14 protein-coding genes and 2 pseudogenes are annotated in these 15,100 nt (G+C 67.7%); 6 read left to right on the plus strand and 10 right to left on the minus strand.

Annotated elements, in window-relative coordinates; translation table 11 throughout:
- Together AB0J58_RS35375 and AB0J58_RS35380 are read left to right on the plus strand one after the other, a co-directional pair.
- A pseudogene (locus AB0J58_RS35375) lies at positions 1-412 on the plus strand (hypothetical protein); the annotation flags it as partial.
- Between the two features lie 807 nt (positions 413-1,219).
- Positions 1,220-1,786 (plus strand): hypothetical protein, encoded by a 567-nt coding sequence (locus tag AB0J58_RS35380; protein ID WP_364224089.1) that lies wholly within the window; start codon positions 1,220-1,222, stop codon positions 1,784-1,786.
- Positions 1,787-2,378: 592 nt separating this feature from the next.
- Here the strand turns inward: AB0J58_RS35380 and AB0J58_RS35385 are convergent.
- The 7 genes from AB0J58_RS35385 to AB0J58_RS35415 form a co-directional block, all read right to left on the minus strand.
- Positions 2,379-3,122 carry a class I SAM-dependent methyltransferase gene (locus AB0J58_RS35385; protein ID WP_364224091.1) on the minus strand — a complete coding sequence of 248 codons (744 nt, stop codon included), beginning with the start codon at positions 3,120-3,122 and terminating at the stop codon, positions 2,379-2,381.
- 345 nt (positions 3,123-3,467) lie between these two features.
- Positions 3,468-3,908 (minus strand): hypothetical protein, encoded by a 441-nt coding sequence (locus tag AB0J58_RS35390; protein WP_364224093.1) that lies wholly within the window; start codon positions 3,906-3,908, stop codon positions 3,468-3,470.
- 369 nt (positions 3,909-4,277) lie between these two features.
- A complete protein-coding gene (locus AB0J58_RS35395) occupies positions 4,278-4,841 on the minus strand; it encodes a hypothetical protein (RefSeq protein ID WP_364224095.1) in 564 nt (187 codons plus the stop codon).
- A 388-nt stretch (positions 4,842-5,229) separates the two neighbouring features.
- Positions 5,230-5,631 carry a hypothetical protein gene (locus AB0J58_RS35400; protein ID WP_364224097.1) on the minus strand — a complete coding sequence of 134 codons (402 nt, stop codon included), beginning with the start codon at positions 5,629-5,631 and terminating at the stop codon, positions 5,230-5,232.
- A 522-nt stretch (positions 5,632-6,153) separates the two neighbouring features.
- A complete protein-coding gene (locus AB0J58_RS35405) occupies positions 6,154-6,297 on the minus strand; it encodes a hypothetical protein (protein WP_364224099.1) in 144 nt (47 codons plus the stop codon).
- Positions 6,294-6,479 carry a hypothetical protein gene (locus AB0J58_RS35410; protein ID WP_364224101.1) on the minus strand — a complete coding sequence of 62 codons (186 nt, stop codon included), beginning with the start codon at positions 6,477-6,479 and terminating at the stop codon, positions 6,294-6,296. The genes AB0J58_RS35405 and AB0J58_RS35410 overlap by 4 nt, the downstream gene beginning before the upstream one ends.
- A 73-nt stretch (positions 6,480-6,552) precedes the next feature.
- On the minus strand, positions 6,553-7,302 hold the full coding sequence (locus AB0J58_RS35415) for a hypothetical protein (protein WP_364224103.1): 750 nt from the start codon (positions 7,300-7,302) through the stop codon (positions 6,553-6,555).
- 143 nt (positions 7,303-7,445) lie between these two features.
- On the opposite strand from AB0J58_RS35415, the gene AB0J58_RS35420 reads away from it, so the two are divergent.
- Positions 7,446-7,766 carry a hypothetical protein gene (locus tag AB0J58_RS35420; RefSeq protein ID WP_364224105.1) on the plus strand — a complete coding sequence of 107 codons (321 nt, stop codon included), beginning with the start codon at positions 7,446-7,448 and terminating at the stop codon, positions 7,764-7,766.
- Positions 7,767-8,041: 275 nt separating this feature from the next.
- A complete protein-coding gene (locus tag AB0J58_RS35425) occupies positions 8,042-8,827 on the plus strand; it encodes a hypothetical protein (RefSeq protein WP_364224107.1) in 786 nt (261 codons plus the stop codon).
- A 236-nt stretch (positions 8,828-9,063) separates the two neighbouring features.
- Here the strand turns inward: AB0J58_RS35425 and AB0J58_RS35430 are convergent, their stop codons facing one another.
- Together AB0J58_RS35430 and AB0J58_RS35435 are read right to left on the minus strand one after the other, a co-directional pair.
- A complete protein-coding gene (locus tag AB0J58_RS35430) occupies positions 9,064-10,212 on the minus strand; it encodes a hypothetical protein (RefSeq protein ID WP_364224109.1) in 1,149 nt (382 codons plus the stop codon).
- 436 nt (positions 10,213-10,648) lie between these two features.
- Positions 10,649-11,182: a hypothetical protein gene (locus AB0J58_RS35435; protein WP_364224111.1), complete on the minus strand. Its 534-nt coding sequence runs from the start codon at positions 11,180-11,182 to the stop codon at positions 10,649-10,651.
- A 470-nt stretch (positions 11,183-11,652) separates the two neighbouring features.
- On the opposite strand from AB0J58_RS35435, the gene AB0J58_RS35440 reads away from it, so the two are divergent.
- On the plus strand, positions 11,653-12,921 hold the full coding sequence (locus AB0J58_RS35440; protein WP_364224153.1) for an IS110 family transposase: 1,269 nt from the start codon (positions 11,653-11,655) through the stop codon (positions 12,919-12,921).
- A gap of 18 nt (positions 12,922-12,939) precedes the next feature.
- Here AB0J58_RS35440 and AB0J58_RS35445 read toward each other — a convergent pair whose 3' ends face one another.
- Entirely contained in the window at positions 12,940-13,635 is a 696-nt protein-coding gene (locus AB0J58_RS35445) for a methyltransferase domain-containing protein (RefSeq protein ID WP_364224113.1), read from the minus strand.
- A 1,179-nt stretch (positions 13,636-14,814) separates the two neighbouring features.
- On the opposite strand from AB0J58_RS35445, the pseudogene AB0J58_RS35450 reads away from it, so the two are divergent.
- Positions 14,815-15,033 (plus strand): annotated as a pseudogene (locus tag AB0J58_RS35450) (Tn3 family transposase); the annotation flags it as partial.
- Between the last annotated feature and the right edge of the window lie 67 nt (positions 15,034-15,100).

Consider the following 15,100-nt stretch of genomic DNA (forward strand, 5'->3'; position numbering starts at 1 on the left):
CAACGCCGCGCACTGCGAATCGCCGGACACCATCGACACCTTGACCCGGGGCTCGCTGGAACGGCACTACCGGGTCAACGCCATCGCCCCAGCGCCTTGGGGATGCTCACCCCATCGAGTACGAGATGCTCTACCCGAACGCCCAGCTGGCATGAGAGTCAACCAAGCCAACTCCACCGAACTCGGGATACATCAGGTTCAGCGCCACCGACGCAAGGTCGCTCATGGCGCGGCGGCTTTCCCGCATGGCGTCGACCTGCTTCCACAAGATGGCGTCGACGACGTCCGGGGCGACCATATTGCTACCGAGATTTCGTCAGTCACCGCCGTCGCCCCCATCTCCGCCAAAGCCGCCCCCGCCCCCGCCGAAGTCGCCGCCGGCCCCGTCGTGGTGGCTGCTGGAACCGCTTGATGAGCTGGAACCGCCCAATGAATTCCACAGGAGCCGCAGAAACCAGAACGCCCCGGCTGCCAGCCATATCCACCCCAACGGGGTTGATATCACCATAGATACCGCTACATCTACGAGGAAGCGAAAAATATCAATGAGTTCGATGTCGTTCACAGCCCCACCTTCCTGAGCCAGAAGGCCCGGACTGGCATGCTGGCATAGCCGATGGCTAGGGCGGTTCCATTTGGCCCCTTTGGACGGCTTGATCTGGGACCACTTGACGATCATCGGAAAATCGGGGTAACGGCTTGATCTGGCTCCACCCCGGTCGGCCGGAAGGGGGTCCCATGCACCCGCGCGCATGGACACGCAGGCAGCCCTAACCGGCCCCTACCCCGGCATGGACCGGCGACCCGGGCACCCCCGGGGTCAAGGAACAGCGGGACAGTCGTTGGCGGTGAGAAAGATCTTGTTTCTCGTTGTGGCGGTGAGCTGGTCGAATGCGAAAGGGCCAGGCGGTCAGAGCCCACTGAAGTGAGGGCGCGGCTCCGGAAGACACCGCCCCGACGCCCTACACAGTCTTCCGCGACCTGCGACGCAGCGGTTTACCGCCAATGACCGTCCCGCTGTTCCTCAACCCCGTGATCTCGACGGCGCCCGTCGCGGTGTAGCGGATAGGAGGCCACCAGTCAGTGAATTAGTACGCCTAGCCAGTGCGTCTTTGTGCGATGAGCCAGAGACGAGGTTCCCCCATAGTGATGTTCCGGGGGGTCCGGCCCGACACAGTTTCGGGGCCTGGGCCGACACATCATCGAGGGGAACCAGCGAATGTTCAGCACCAACACGGGTCGTCGCACGCGCAAAAGCGCGGGTATGATCCTGGGATTCGTCACCGTCCTGTTCACCGGCGCCGTGGCGCTGGCCGGACCGGCGTCGGCGGCCACCGTCACCGCGCAACTCGACAGCGGCAGGATCCTCGTCAACGGCAGCCCGGCCGACGACGGGATCGAGATCACGCTCAACGCGGCGGGCACCGTGGTGACCGTCAGCAATACGCTCGGCTCGGTCGCGGCCGGTTTTGGATGCACGCAGTCGGGGGGCGAGGCAAAGTGCCCAACCGGCGGGATCGATCGCGTCGAGGTGTTCGCGGGGGACGGCATCGACGCGATCCGCAACAACACGAACCTGCCGAGCACGCTCTCCGGCGACAACGGCGTCGACACCGTCAACGGCGGCTCCGGCGCCGACAACCTGTTCGGCGGTTTCGGTGACGACACGCTCAACGGCCGTGGGGGCAACGACCGTCTGATCGGCAGCATCGGCACCGACACGCTCAACGGCGGCGCCGACACCGACCGCTGCGACGGCGAAATCGAGACCAACTGCGAGCTGTAGGCGCCCACACGACCGCCCCCCGCCGGACAGACCGGTGGGGGGCGAGTTCCCGCAAGTTGCCCCCGGCGAAATCGGGGCAAAACGGACGGCTTCCGCCCGGCTCGGCGACCGGGCCCGGCGGGCAGAAGGTGATGCATGGGGGCAGACCAAGTAAGCCGGAAAAGGGCAATAGCGGTCGGCACACAGGACAGAACAGGAACTCTGTCCGGTTTCCCACCGTGATCGTCGCAGGTCAAAGTCCTGATGACAGCGTGTACGCCAATGCGGCCACGGACCCTGCCTCGCTGCCCCCGGCCGAAACCGAGCTCTGACCGCTCGACACACAAACCCTGCGTGACCTGGGACAACGGCTCCGGAATGTACTTCATTGCAGCACTCTTACCGACAGGCCAAGTTGTTCGGACTTACCTTGCAACTTCGGTGGCGACCGCTTCCCGTGGACCCGGGGTTCAGAGTGATTGGGAACGGAATCCGGCGTTAACGGGGGCTGGGCTGGCCAGCAACTTTTCTGTTTTCCTCGCGCTCGTACGCGAGGCCGTTGCTCTGATGGAACAGGGCCATGCGGTGTTCCAGCTGACCGCTTCGGGCGAAGCTAGTGGTCCGGCGAAATGCGGTAAACCGACACGTGGGAACGTGACTCGGCGGTGAACTCGGCTCCGGCCCAGTCGGCATGTCTGGTCTCCAGCTCGAACCCGGCCAACTGAGCCATGAGGTCGAGTTCGGCCGGCCAGATGTAGCGGTGCGGGCTACGAAACAGCTGAGCCTGTTTGCTCTCGTCGAACCTGAAGTGGTGCGATACGACGTGCTGACGCAGAATGTCGTAGGTGTCCAAGCCGATGTAGCCGGGCTCGCAATGCCAGACCGTGGCCTGCTGACCCGGTGGGAGCTTGCGCAGCTCAGGTACCCAGAGCTCGATCACGAACCGGCCGCCGGGGGTGAGATGGCGGGCGGCGTTGCGGAAGCACGCGACCTGCTCGGCTTGGGTGAGCAGGTTGGAGATCGTGTTGAAGACGAGGTAGACCAGTGTGTACTTCCCCGGGGCGACGGCGGTCGCCATGTCGCCGACGATCACCGAGATCGTCGCTTCGTCCACCTTCGTCCGCAGCTGGTCGATCATCGCGGGTGACAATTCGATGCCGGTGACGGGTACCCCCCGCTCGGCGAGCGGCACGGCCACGCGGCCGGTTCCAAGGGCGAACTCGAGCACCTGTCCGTCGCCCGCGAGCTCTGCGAGGCGGTCCACGGCTGGCTCTAAGACCTCGGGCGCGAACATGCCCTCGCCAGGTGTGTCATAGCGCTGGGCGGCATCGATATCCCAGATCTCCTCCTGTTGCATGCCGCCAACGATGACCGTGGGGGTACGCGTTGTCCACCGATTTTGTGCCCCTACGGTCGTAAACGCGTTCATGTCGCCGACTGTGTGCGCACTGCGCTGACCAGCACGGTCATCGTTGACGCCGGATCCGTTCCCAATCACTCCGATCCCTGACCCGGCGGCGAAGTGCGGCCAGGCAGTTCGTCCCTCGATGTCTGGCTGGTTCGCAAGGTTGGTTCGGACTCCGCAAGATCACTCGCAAGGTAAGTCCGGAACTCGCAATTACCGCCGGAGACCCCGACTGGCCTCCGGGGAGGATCGGACCGGATTTTGGCGGGAGGGCTGAAGCGGTGATGAGCTACTGAGTCAGCGGGCCGGCCACAACTTCACGCTGTTGTCACGGCTGCCGGTGGCGAGGAGTTTGCCGTCCGGGCTGAAGGCCACCGAGTAGACCTCGCCGGTGTGGCCGGTGTGGCCGGTGAGGGTGGCGATGGTGTCGCGACTGGCCACGTCCCACAACCGCACCGTGTCGTCGCCGCTGCCGGTGGCGAGGGTTGTGCCGTCCGGGCTGAACGCCACCGAGGAGACAACGCTGGTGTGGCCGGTGAGGGTGGCGCTCGGTGCGAGGTTGACGGCGATCGGTGTGGGGTCGGGGGTGCTCGGTGTGGGGTCGGAGGCGTTTGGTGTGGGGTCGGGGGTGCAGGCGACCATGGTCGGCACGCCGATGGCGGCCAGGGCGCCGAGCCCGCCCAGGAGCAGGGTCCGGCGAGATAGTGAGCGGCGCTGCCGCGGCGGGGTCGTAGGCACACCCGTAGATGTAGAAGAGCAGGCATGAGACTGACTTGAGGGCCTCTGCAACACCCCCTGCCCGCCGGGGTCGAGCGGCTCGCCGGAGGTGAACGGTTCCGGAGGGCCCCCACTCGGGTCGGCGTCACCAGGGGCAAAGTAGCTCTGTGTAATCGCTGTTCAGGTAGCCGGTGGGCAGATGGCCAGCTCCACCGCCGGAAAAAGTAACGGAGTGTTGCGTCTCAAGTTCGCCACGTCGTGATCACGGCTCTGGCATACCGGTCGGTAGCCGAATGGTTACAAACCATGTTTCTCCTGACCTTCAGCGAGATCGGGGAGAAACAGGGGGGCAGACCAAGTAAGCCGGAAAGGGCTAATGCTGCCGAACGGTCAAAGGAACGACGTAACGACGCTGACGCCCATTGCCAGTAGGCCCCCCCCGGTGAGCGAGTAGCCGAGGCCGCGCCTGACCCGGCTCGACAGCCAGCTACCGGCGGTCGCCGGGACGAGCCCAAGGAACAGCAGCCCGGTCCCGATGTCCAACAGCGCCGCCAGTGCGCCGCGAGCGCCCGCGTATCCCGCCTGGCCGTCGGCGATCCGGGCCGGGTAGACCTCGCCGACCGTGCCCCAGGAGAAGGCACGGACCGTCACGTGTTCGCCTGTGGAGGCGTACACGAAGTCGCCGTCACAGCGCCGGCGGGAGAACTTGGCGGTGCTTTGGTCGGTGCACTCCAGGATCGTCAGGGTCCCGGGGATGCCGATCAGGCCAGTGCCGATGCCGACCTCTTTGATCGCGGGCGGCGTCTCCATGACGTTCCACACGCCTGCGATCACCACGGCGACCACAAGGTAGAAGATCTTGAGGAACTTCTGCGTGCGCTCCTCCTGCTGCTGGTGGTGGGCGTCCTGCTGGCGGGCGCGGAAGGAACGGCGACGATTGGGGCGTGGGCTCATACGCCCAATCGTCGCCTTGGCTCCTTGTGACTGACTGAGAGGCCAATGAAGGGAAAGTTCTCATCCGCCGGGATGCCTGCACGGTGACCACCGTCGCCTCTAGGCGCTAGAAGGCAGGTCAGGGACGAGATGAGGCTCTAGGGGACCCTCTAGGGAGGCAGACCAAGTAAGCCGGAAAGGGGCAACGGCGGTCGGCACACAGAACAGAACATCAGCTCTGTCCGGTTCCCGAGACGGTGTCTGACCAGGTCAGCGCAGTGAAACCGCTGCGGGAACCAATCCGGCCCCACGCCGGGCACGGCTATCCACAGCCGAAATCTCGACTTCCGCCTCTACCGCCCGACCAGCCCTATTAGCCCTTTCCGGCTTACTTGGTCTGCCCCCCAACTCAGGGGTTCTGCGGCGCTTCGTCGAAAATGGTGCCTTCATCTCGCGAGGAGCTGGAGGGCTTCGGTGACGAGGAGGGCTTCGGCGAGGACCTGCGCTGAGGTTGGCTGACGGGCCCGGTGGTCCTGGTGATGTACACGGTCTTCGTCACGGTCGGTCGAGGTCGCGGCGGGCGAGTCTTGAAGACCGTCCGCGCGGCGGTCACGGTGACCCTGGGCTGCGCCTTGGACGCCTGGTCTTTGGACTGCTCGTTCTTGCCGTTCATCACGCCGGTCACGTAGGCGGCAAAGACCACGCCGAGCGTGGTCATCAACGCGACCAGTACCGACGTCATCGATACCACGATGGTCTGTTTCAGGCCGACTTTAGCGGTGACGTGCGCGGCCTCGACGAGCGGGTCCACCGCCGGCGGGGGCGGGGCTGGCGCCGTACTGGCCGTCGCTTGTGCAGCCTCGACCTGTGGTTTCGGCTGCCGTGACCGCTTCTGACGCGGCCTGCGTAACGCCTCTGATTGCTTCGCCATCACGACGCGGCACCCTACAGCGATATCCACCTTCCGGCCGGAAATGTTCGGTGATCCGCATATCGCTCAAGGGCTTGTTACATGGGGGCTTTCGGTAACCGTGTCGACCAGTTCGCCACGAGGTGCCGGCACCTTCACCGGATTCTTTCGGCAACCGCCCCGGAGGGCATGGGCGTCCCGGGCCGGGACCGGCCGCAGAGCCGCAGCCCGGCCCGTGAACGCCGGCGGCCCGCCAGGGGCGGGCCGCCTTGAAACCGTGGAGAAAGTTCTCATCCGGTGCGGTGGCCAACATGCCCTCTAGGCGCTAGAGCGCAGGTCAGAGCACGGATCGGCCTCTAGGGGTGCCTCTAGGTCTAGCGGGGCCGGCCTCTAGACCTAGAGGGTGTCTCAGTCCAGGGTGTCTCAGTCCCAGTCCGGCGGCTGCTCGCCGGTGGCGTCGGCGGTCCGGCAGACCTCTCCGCAGTAGTCGACGCCGGACCCGGTGGTCGGCGCCGAGCAGATGATGCACTCCGGTGCTGCGGCGGTCGACGTCGTCGGCGACCTCATCGCGCCTCCCGGGTCAGCAGGGCCAGCCAGGCCGGGTCGTGGCCGGTGGCGATGAAGTCGGCGATCTCCCCAGGGGCCAGGCCCTCGTTCAGCCCGGCGGTGATCTCCGGGTCGGCGCCGCAGACCTCGCAGGTGCGGATGTGGCCGGCCATCGCGGCGACCTGGGCGGCGGTGTAGGTCATCGGGGACTCCAGTTCATACAAGATGCATGGGTACGGACTATCGGACTGCGGTCGGTACGGTTCAGCCGTCGCGTCAGCGCCGGCGCTGCTCGGCCCACCGATGCCGAACGTCGGCCACCAGCTCGGCGACCGCGGTGTCCCGGGTGGCCGGGTGACTGCCGCGGCCCTTGCCGCTCAGGTGGTAGACGGCGGCGCCGCCGCGGTGACGGGCCTCCCATCCCGACCGGGTGCCGCGGGCCGACAGGTGCGGCCGGACGGTGCCGAGCAGGTCGCCGGCGACGACGACCCAGGAGGCCCCGTCGACATCGCCGGTGGCGACGAGCTGGACGGCGGCGAGCTCGGCGTCGCTGTACCAGCGGCGGCGTTTGGCCGGGTCGCCGTAGCGCTCCCAGGGCGAGGGCGTGGTCTCGGCCGGTGGAGCGGGCACGGCGGCCGGTGCGGCGGCGGGGCCGGGCGCGTCGTCGACCACGTCGGGGACAGATGTCTCCAGCGTCTCCGGCTTCGTGGCGGGCTCCTTCGGGGCGGGTGCGTCGACCGCCTGCACGGGGAGCGGGGCGGGCGGCTGGCCGTCGACCGCGCCGACGGCCGTGGCCGGGTCGGCCTCGACGCCGTGGCGTTGCAGCCACTTGAGGGCGGTGGCGGGCTTCATCGCGGCGCGCTCGCCCAGCAGGCGGCCCAGCAGCCGCTGTTGGACGCCCGCGCCTCGCAGGCGCCGGGCCACCGTCAGCAGTTCGGCCTCCAGTTCGCTTTCCCGTGCCCGTACCTGACCGAGCGCGGTCGCCAGTTCCTCGAATCGCGTCATCGACGCGCCTACCGAATCCATGTCCTCAGTGTGAAGACATATGTCCTCACTGTAAAGACGTATGCCCGCAAAGAGCGAGGGCCGCCCCAACTCCCGGGAATAGGCATTCCCACAAGTTGACCCCCACGAAATCGGGGCAAAGCGGACGGATTGGGATCACGCTCGTGTCCCCTCGATCGATCACCGGACTCCGCAACGCCGGGGTGACCACCATCTGCGTCGGCGTTCTCGCCGTCACCCTGATCGTCTTGAGACAGACCCAGTTACTGGGCTTGTTCTCCAAGTCTTTGAGACGCATCACCTCAACGCCGGTGGAGCCCGAGGTGGCGGCCATCGTCATCCTCTGCGGGGCCGGTGTCGTGGCGCTGGGGATCGCGATGGTGGTGGCGGCCACGGTGCTCCGGGCACGCGCCGCGCAGGCCGGAGCCGAGTCAGAGGCGGGGCCGGAAAGGAAGGAGGATCAGCCGGTCGGCGACCAAGGCTGAACCCGCGAGGGGCGGTGCCGGTCTCACGCACCTGCGCGTAGGGGCGTCGCGAAAGTCGCGAAACGCTGCTACCCGTTCACCGGGCTCACGCCGTCGGCGGGCCGCTCGGCGCGGGCAGGCGGAAGGCGGTGGGGTGGCCGGAGTGCGCCAGAAGGACACCGCGGCTCAGGCACGTTGTCCGCTTTTGACCAGGAAGGGGTGATGGCCTGCGGGGGTGGCGTGGCGCGGCGTGTTTCTGGTGTACTCCGCTCACCCGCCATCGGCGGCCACCGGTCATGGAAGAGAAGGGCAAGGAGTGCATGAAGGATGGGCAGCTCCATATCGCGGCCACCACCGATGTGCTGGCCGACATCGCCGCGGGCCTTCCGCACGGCACCCCCGTCCTCTTCGGCATCGAGGAAGTCGAGCCGGGCCACGTCCCCCGCGATATGCGCAGCCGGGCGGTGGTGGCGTGGCTGGAGCACCGGCCGTTGAACGCGGCAGGAACGCTGGCCGGCCCAGGCGAACCCATCGCTACCGGCGAGATGGATGAGGAGGGCTGGCGGCCATGGCTGTGCGCGCCGGTCCTGATGTTGAGATCACGCAAGCTCACTACCCCCGGCCAGATCGGACCGGTCGCGCACCCCGCCGACCCGTGCCGGCGACGCGCAGGCGCCAGCGCTCTCATCGGGCTCAGGAACGAGGCGGGCCCGTATCTGATGGAACTACTGCAGGCCGTGGCCGAGCTGCAGCGCGAAGTCGCCACCCTCGCTGTCGAAGAGCGACGGAGTCTGCATCCGGCCGCCCAGCGGCACCTGGACAGCCTGAGCGACGCGCTGGAGCACGCCAAGTCTATCGCCGACCACGCCACTCGCTTCGGCTCGGTCTGTGAACTGCTCCGCACGGGCTCCCCCGAGAAGTGGATCGAGGAGCTGCTCGACGACGGACAGCCCTGCGATCAAGACGACCTGTACCAGATGTGGGTCGCGCTGCCGGACATGGCGTGGTGGGAGCCGACGTGCCGGGTTCACGCCACCATCGTCCGCGAGAAAATCCCGGGAGCGCAGTGGACGCCCTTCTGATTCTCCCGGACCGCCACAATCCGGTTCGCTCCAGTCCCGGGTGACTGACTCCCGAGAAGGAGAGTTCTCCGGAGTTGACCCTGGCGAAATCGGGGCAAAACGGACCGGTGTTCCCGGACCTCGCGCACCCGCGTAGAGGTGTCCCGGATGTCCCGGAACGCGTCGGACGCCGGCGGCCGTCATCGGCTCAGCGCAGCGCCCGGAGGGACCGGACCGCGATCAGGTGCCCTGATTGCCTATCTTGCTGACGCGCCGCAGGTCAGCGCGGACCCGCCGGGCGGCCTCCAATCTCCTCGCGCGCCTGCGCGTAGGCGATGGATGCGGGCGCTCATCTGGGCGGAGCTGCGCCCGGTGAGCATCTCGACCTCGATCGCCTCCAGGAGCCGTTCCCGCTCGGCCTCGCTCATCCGCTGCTGCCACTCCAGCGGGATCAGCGCCATCACACCTACGGACCCCACGGGCCGGGCCCGATGGATCCCCTCGCCGGGCGCGTCGACGGCCCCCGACTCCTCGATGCCCGCGTGTTCGGCCGTCACGGCGGGGCACTCCTGGGCGTCAGCCGCGCCACCCGCCTCCCCGGCCGCGACGTCGTCGACGGCCTCGGGCATCTCGTTCGGGGGCTGATTCGGCCTCTCGGCGTCAGCCGCGCCGCCCGCGCCCGCTACGGCGAGATCAGCGCCTACGGCGAGAGGAAGACCTGGCTCTACTGATGTTGGCTCACCCTGAAGCTGGCTCTCTTTATGCACTGCCGGATTCTGCGGGGGGTCCACTGCCGGATTCTGTCCGGCGGTGACCGTCTTACGGCCCGGGGGCGGCGCCTCGATCCGGCGGCCGTCGCGGGCGTAGCGGACGGCCTGGGCGGCGGCTACGGCCGGGTCGGTGATCGGCCGAACGATCAGGCGTCCGCCCCGGCGTGCGGTCACCTCGACCAGCCCGGCCGCCTCCAGCTCGGCCACGCGCCGGGCGCCGGTGTCGGAGGATCGGGCACCGATCAGGCCCGCCAGGTAGGTCGTGGTCACGCCCCGGTGCTTCGCCTTGGGACCGCCGTCCAACAGGCCGGTTCGGCTGGTCATCTCCTCGGCCATCCGCACCAGCAGCCACCAGGCGTCCGGGCGGATGCACCCGGACGGGGGCCGGGCCGGCGCCTTGTCACCGGGGCTATGAGCGACCTGAACACGCTGCCCCCACCAGGCCGGGACCTCCATATGGGCGGCCCGAGTCTCCTGAGGCCGACCGACGGCGTAATGCGGCACCCGCCGATGCCCCTGGTGGCTGCCGCGCGCCAGCCACCCAGCGGTGATGAGACGGCGCCGGGCATCGTCGACCGCGCTGGCGCGCTTCTCCTTCTTGGCCTTGGTCGGCTCCATGCCCAGCTTCTCGGCCACCCACCCACGTGAGGCGCGGGCCGGGCCACGCACCGCTCCCCGGCCGGACATCAACGACTCATACAGGCACCACAGGTAGCGATCCAGGCCATGACCACCCGGGATCGCAGCCGGGTCCAACAGCGCATGCGGCACCCGCCAACACGCCTTTGTGAGTGTCGACGTGGACGTATGCGGCTTTTCCGGCGGCGCCCCATTCGTGTTCTCACACGACTGCGTTACCGTAGAGGCGAGATGAGCCACGTGCTGTTTTTCTCGTGGTGAGGGCTCAACCCGAAAAGTTTGCCGACCTGGCGGGTTGAGCTGGTTGACCGGCGGTTCTGGTGCCTCTGCTGTGCAGGCTCCAGGGCCGCCGGTTTGCTGTCTGAGGCTGAGATCGTAGCCAGCGACCCATGACTACATCTGGATCACCGCCACCGTCGCGTCATCGGACTTTTTAAATCGAGGCCACTTCGTTCCCTCGGGATCCTGGTTTTCGATCCTGCGGACGTAGCTGATGAGCCCTCGCGGGCCGTGCCAGGGTGGAGATCATCGCGTTGTAGAGCCTGGCGTGATACCAGTGCTGGCGGCCCAGCTCACCCTCGCGCAGCTGGGCGGCGAGTTCGGCCAGCTGCGCCAGCCACTGCTGCGCCGTCGCCGGGACGGCCGACCCCTCGCCCGGCCCGGCGCTCTCGCGGGGCGCGGGGACGAAGCGGGTCTGCACGACGGTCTGGCGGATCACCTCGCGCACCGGCCCGGTCCGCACGGTGCCGGCGGCGATGTCGCGCTGCAGCCGGGCCTCGGCCGAGCGCACCTCCCAGGCCCGGTTACGGCACGACTTGGAGCAGTAGGAGGGCGGGCGACCGCGCCCGGAGTAGGCCACGAACACGCCGCACCAGCCGCACGAGCGGCCCTCCAGGCGCTCATCGACGCGCATGTGCAGACGCCTGCGCAGCGCTGGAGCCGGTAACGGGTCGGGCTCGGCGGACATCCGCTCCCCCTCTTTTTGTCCCGGACGCATCGGCACCGAAGGTGTCGATGCCTAATGACTTCCGAAGGGGCTCGCGAGTCCTGGATCCGGCTCTCCTGATCGATGTCTATGTACCTATCGGAGCGTGGCTCCCCTGCAGGCCGTACGTGATCTGGTGAGCCACCCAGCAGGTGGTGGCCGGCGGGGACCGAGTGAACGCCTTTGTTGATACCGGACCGTGAGTCCTCTGCTAAGGCTGTGCGCCTCGGCCCCTCTCGGTCACCACCCACCGGTTGCATTCGCCCGCGATGATCGTGACGTGAGCCAGCTGCAGGAGACACCGCTCCCATCACCAGGGCCGTCCGAGCCCTTGCGCAGAGCGCGGGCCTGCGGCCGGCTGGGGCCACGAACCGCTAATCGGATGTCAAGCCGCCTGAGCTCTCTCATTAGGGCGTGGCGTGCCCCGCACGGCTCACCTGGGCCAACAACGGATGAAGGAGGCGCCGATGACGGTGACATGCGGAATCGACTGGAGCGAGAAGCACCACGACGTCGCCCTGGTCAACGAGACCGGCACGCTGGTGGCCAAGCAGCGCATCAGCGACGACGCCAACGGCTGGCGGGTCCTGGTCGAGTTGCTGGCCGAGCACGGTGACCACCCCGACGACCTGATCCCGGTGGCGATCGAGACCAGCCGCGGCCTGCTGGTCTCCTGCCTGCGCGCCACCGGCCGCATGGTGTATGCGATCAATCCGCTGGCCGTGGCCCGCTACCGGGAACGCCACACCGTCGCCCGGTCCAAGTCCGACCACGCCGACGCCATGACGCTGGCCAACATCCTGCGCGTCGACGCCGCCCACCACCGGCCCCTGCCCAAGGATTCCGAGTTGGTCCAGGCGATCGCCGTGCTGGCCCGCGCCCAGCAGGACGCGGTCTGGAACCGCCAGCAGCTGGCCAACCAGCTGCGCTCGCTGCTACGCGAGTACTTCCCCGCGGCGCTGAAGGCCTTCCACGTCAAGAACATCGGCCTGACCTCTCGCGAAGCCCGCACCGTCCTCCAAGCGGCGCCCACCCCGGGCGCGGCCGCCAAACTCACCGCCCGCCGGCTACACGCCCTGCTACGCGGCTCAGGTCGCCAGCGCAACATCGAGACCTGGACCGACCGGCTGCAGGCGATCTTCCGCGAAGAGCAGCTGCGTCAGCTCCCGCTCGTCGAAGACGCCCTGGGTCGTCAGGTACAGGCCTTGTTGCTGCAGCTGGAGGCGGCCTGCCGTGCCGCCGACGACCTCGCCGAGGCCACCGCCGAGACCTTCGGCCGGCACCCGGACGCCGCCGTCATCACCAGCTTTCCGGGCCTGGCCGACCTGACCGGCGCCCGGGTGCTCGCCGAACTCGGCGATGACCGCAGCCGCTTCGCCGACGCCCGCGCGCTCAAGGCCTACGCCGGATCGGCGCCCATCACCCGCGCCTCGGGCAAGAGCTTGGTCGTCCACCACCGCAAAGTGAAGAACCAGCGCCTGGCCGCCGTCGGCTATGTGTGGTCCTTCGCCTCCCTACGAGCGCCAGGCCCCAGAGCCCACTACGACCACCGACGCGCCGAAGGCGACCGGCACTCCAGCGCGCTACGCAACACCTTCAACCGGATGCTCGGATGCCTGTATCACTGCCTGCAAAACAACAAGACCTACAACGAGCTCGTGGCCTTCTCGCCACGCCTGGGATCGGCATGTCCTAACTCGGCGAAGAACCGTGCGGCCTGAGCCTTTTCCACTCCGCGATCAAGGACGCGCCAGCCTGACGGAGAGAAAGCAAGGTGCTTGGTGCAGCTTGTCGTAGGCGGCCTCGTCGATCTCTAGCAGGTCGGGTACCGGTCGCGGCTCGATGAGCCGCTCCAAGACGAACCCAGCGGACAGCAGCTCACCCAGGAACGTCTCCAAGGGCATGCGCTGGAAACAGATGGAGAACGGGCTGCCTTTGAGAGAAAGTTCGACCCAGTCGTCGGCGTAGTACGAGCCGCCGAAGTGGCGCCAGTCGGCCGCCGGATGGGTCGTCGAGACCAGCAGCCACCCACCGGGCCGCAGCACACGACGCAACTCACCTAGCAGTTGCGTGCGACGGGTGAGGTGGTGGAACACCAGCGCGCACACCGCCCCATCGAACGACGCGTCATCGGCGAAGCCCAGCGGCTCCTCCAGATCATGCAGTCGCAACTCAGCCCGCTCACCCACCCGTGCCCGCGCGTGCTCCAGCAGCGTGGCGCTGCCATCAACGCCGACTACCTTCGCGCCACGTGCCAGCAGGTCGGCCGCGTAGTGTCCGGCTCCGCAGCCAACGTCAAGGATCCTCGCGCCGGCGATGTCACCGGCGAGTTCCAGCATCGCGGGCCGATCGGTGTAGGCGTTGTAGGGGCTGATGCCGGCGTGCTCGGCGAAGTAGTCACCGAGCGCGTCGTGGTAGGCGTTCTTCGGAGGCATCGGCACATCATGACGGCGACAATCATCCATCCGCGAACGGATTTCAGCGCAAGGAACAAGACGAGATGAGAGGAGAGTCCGAGATCCGGCATCGACGCGACTTGACGGCTTAGGCAGATCGGATGTCTTAGCACTGTGAGGTGTGACGGTTCGTTCTTTCTGATGGATCTTCAGTCTGAACTGTCTGGTCTGTCGCTGTGATCTCCTTGTCGTTCTCTCGTGGGTGTTCGTGCTCTCTGCGTCTTCTCGTCGTCTTCTCCTTCGTGGTGTTGATCTCCTGTGATCGTGGGTCGCGCCACTCCTCGGAGGCGGCCCCCGCGCCGTCGCCGGACGGGGCTCCTCGTCCTCCTGGCCCTCCTCGCCGACGCCGGCGACGGAGGGGCCGATCCGCCCCCGGATCGGTAACTCCGGTTTATCTACCAACTTGCTCCGCGGATCGCGGCGGGTTCAGCCCCGGTGAAGGTCTTCCGGTGGCCCGCCGGACCGGCGGCGCCGCGCGGGCCGATAAGTCCGACTTGTGTTCTAACTTGCTCCGGGGATCGCGGCCGGTAAGTCCGACCTTTCACACAACTTGCTCCGGGACGATCATGAGGAAAGTGCGGCACCGCGGCCGGTCTCGGTGAGGGTGCGGCGTCCCCGGACGGGGGCTCCTCGTCCTCCTGGCCCTCGCGCCCCGATCCGCCCCACGGGCCGTAAGGCGGTCTTATCTACTAACTTGCGCCGCGAATCCCGGCGGGTTCAGCGTCCCCTGCTCTCCTCTCCCCGCCCGGTCCCCGTCTCGTCCCTTACGGCCCTTCGGCCGGCGCGCGGCCGACTGTCCAGTCCGCCGACCGAGCGCCAGCGAGGGAGCGGACTTGACCGGCGGCAAGCGCCGGCCACACTCGGGGCCGGGGCGAGACAGGCCCCGCCGCCCAGCTCCTCGCGCGCCCGCGCGTAGGGGCGTCGCGAAAGTCGCGAAACCCGGGGTCGAGGAACAGCGGGACAGTCGTTGGCGGTGAGAAAGATCTTGTTTCTCGTTGTGGCGGTGAGCTGGTCGAATGCGAAAGGGCCAGGCGGTCAGAGCCCACTGAAGTGAGGGCGCGGCTCCGGAAGACACCGCCCCGACGCCCTACACAGTCTTCCGCGACCTGCGACGCAGCGGTTTACCGCCAATGACCGTCCCGCTGTTCCTCAACCCCGATCTTCCACGGCAAGAAGGGCGAGCTCTACCAGCGCTACCACAAGGGCATGGGGGACCAGCTCGGCGCGCTCGGCTTGGTGCTCAACTGCGTCACGCTGTGGAACACCTTCCACATGGACCGGGCACTCGATCAGCTCAAGGCCGAGGGCTACCCTCTGGCCGGAGAAGACATCGCACGCCTGTCGCCCTTCGTCCGCCAGCACATCAACGTGATTGGTGGCGACCTGGAGCGTGCCGAGGAAGCGGGCGGCGGCGCCAGCCACGGTGGAGCGGTCACCGGCGGGA

Origin of the sequence: Streptosporangium sp. NPDC049644 (assembly GCF_040675205.1) — a bacterium.
In the GTDB taxonomy this organism is placed as follows: domain Bacteria; phylum Actinomycetota; class Actinomycetes; order Streptosporangiales; family Streptosporangiaceae; genus Streptosporangium; species Streptosporangium fukuiense.

Bases quoted from the DNA above. Each gene is read 5' to 3' on its own strand.
- AB0J58_RS35435 (WP_364224111.1), bottom strand. From the start codon at position 11,182: ATGTCCGCCGAGCCCGACCCGTTACCGGCTCCAGCGCTGCGCAGGCGT.
- AB0J58_RS35440 (WP_364224153.1), top strand. From the start codon at position 11,653: ATGAAGGAGGCGCCGATGACGGTGACATGCGGAATCGACTGGAGCGAG.
- AB0J58_RS35425 (WP_364224107.1), top strand. From the start codon at position 8,042: ATGGAAGAGAAGGGCAAGGAGTGCATGAAGGATGGGCAGCTCCATATC.
- AB0J58_RS35395 (WP_364224095.1), bottom strand. From the start codon at position 4,841: ATGAGCCCACGCCCCAATCGTCGCCGTTCCTTCCGCGCCCGCCAGCAG.
- AB0J58_RS35410 (WP_364224101.1), bottom strand. From the start codon at position 6,479: ATGACCTACACCGCCGCCCAGGTCGCCGCGATGGCCGGCCACATCCGC.
- AB0J58_RS35445 (WP_364224113.1), bottom strand. From the start codon at position 13,635: ATGCCTCCGAAGAACGCCTACCACGACGCGCTCGGTGACTACTTCGCC.
- AB0J58_RS35385 (WP_364224091.1), bottom strand. From the start codon at position 3,122: ATGCAACAGGAGGAGATCTGGGATATCGATGCCGCCCAGCGCTATGAC.
- AB0J58_RS35380 (WP_364224089.1), top strand. From the start codon at position 1,220: ATGTTCAGCACCAACACGGGTCGTCGCACGCGCAAAAGCGCGGGTATG.
- AB0J58_RS35405 (WP_364224099.1), bottom strand. From the start codon at position 6,297: ATGAGGTCGCCGACGACGTCGACCGCCGCAGCACCGGAGTGCATCATC.
- AB0J58_RS35415 (WP_364224103.1), bottom strand. From the start codon at position 7,302: ATGGATTCGGTAGGCGCGTCGATGACGCGATTCGAGGAACTGGCGACC.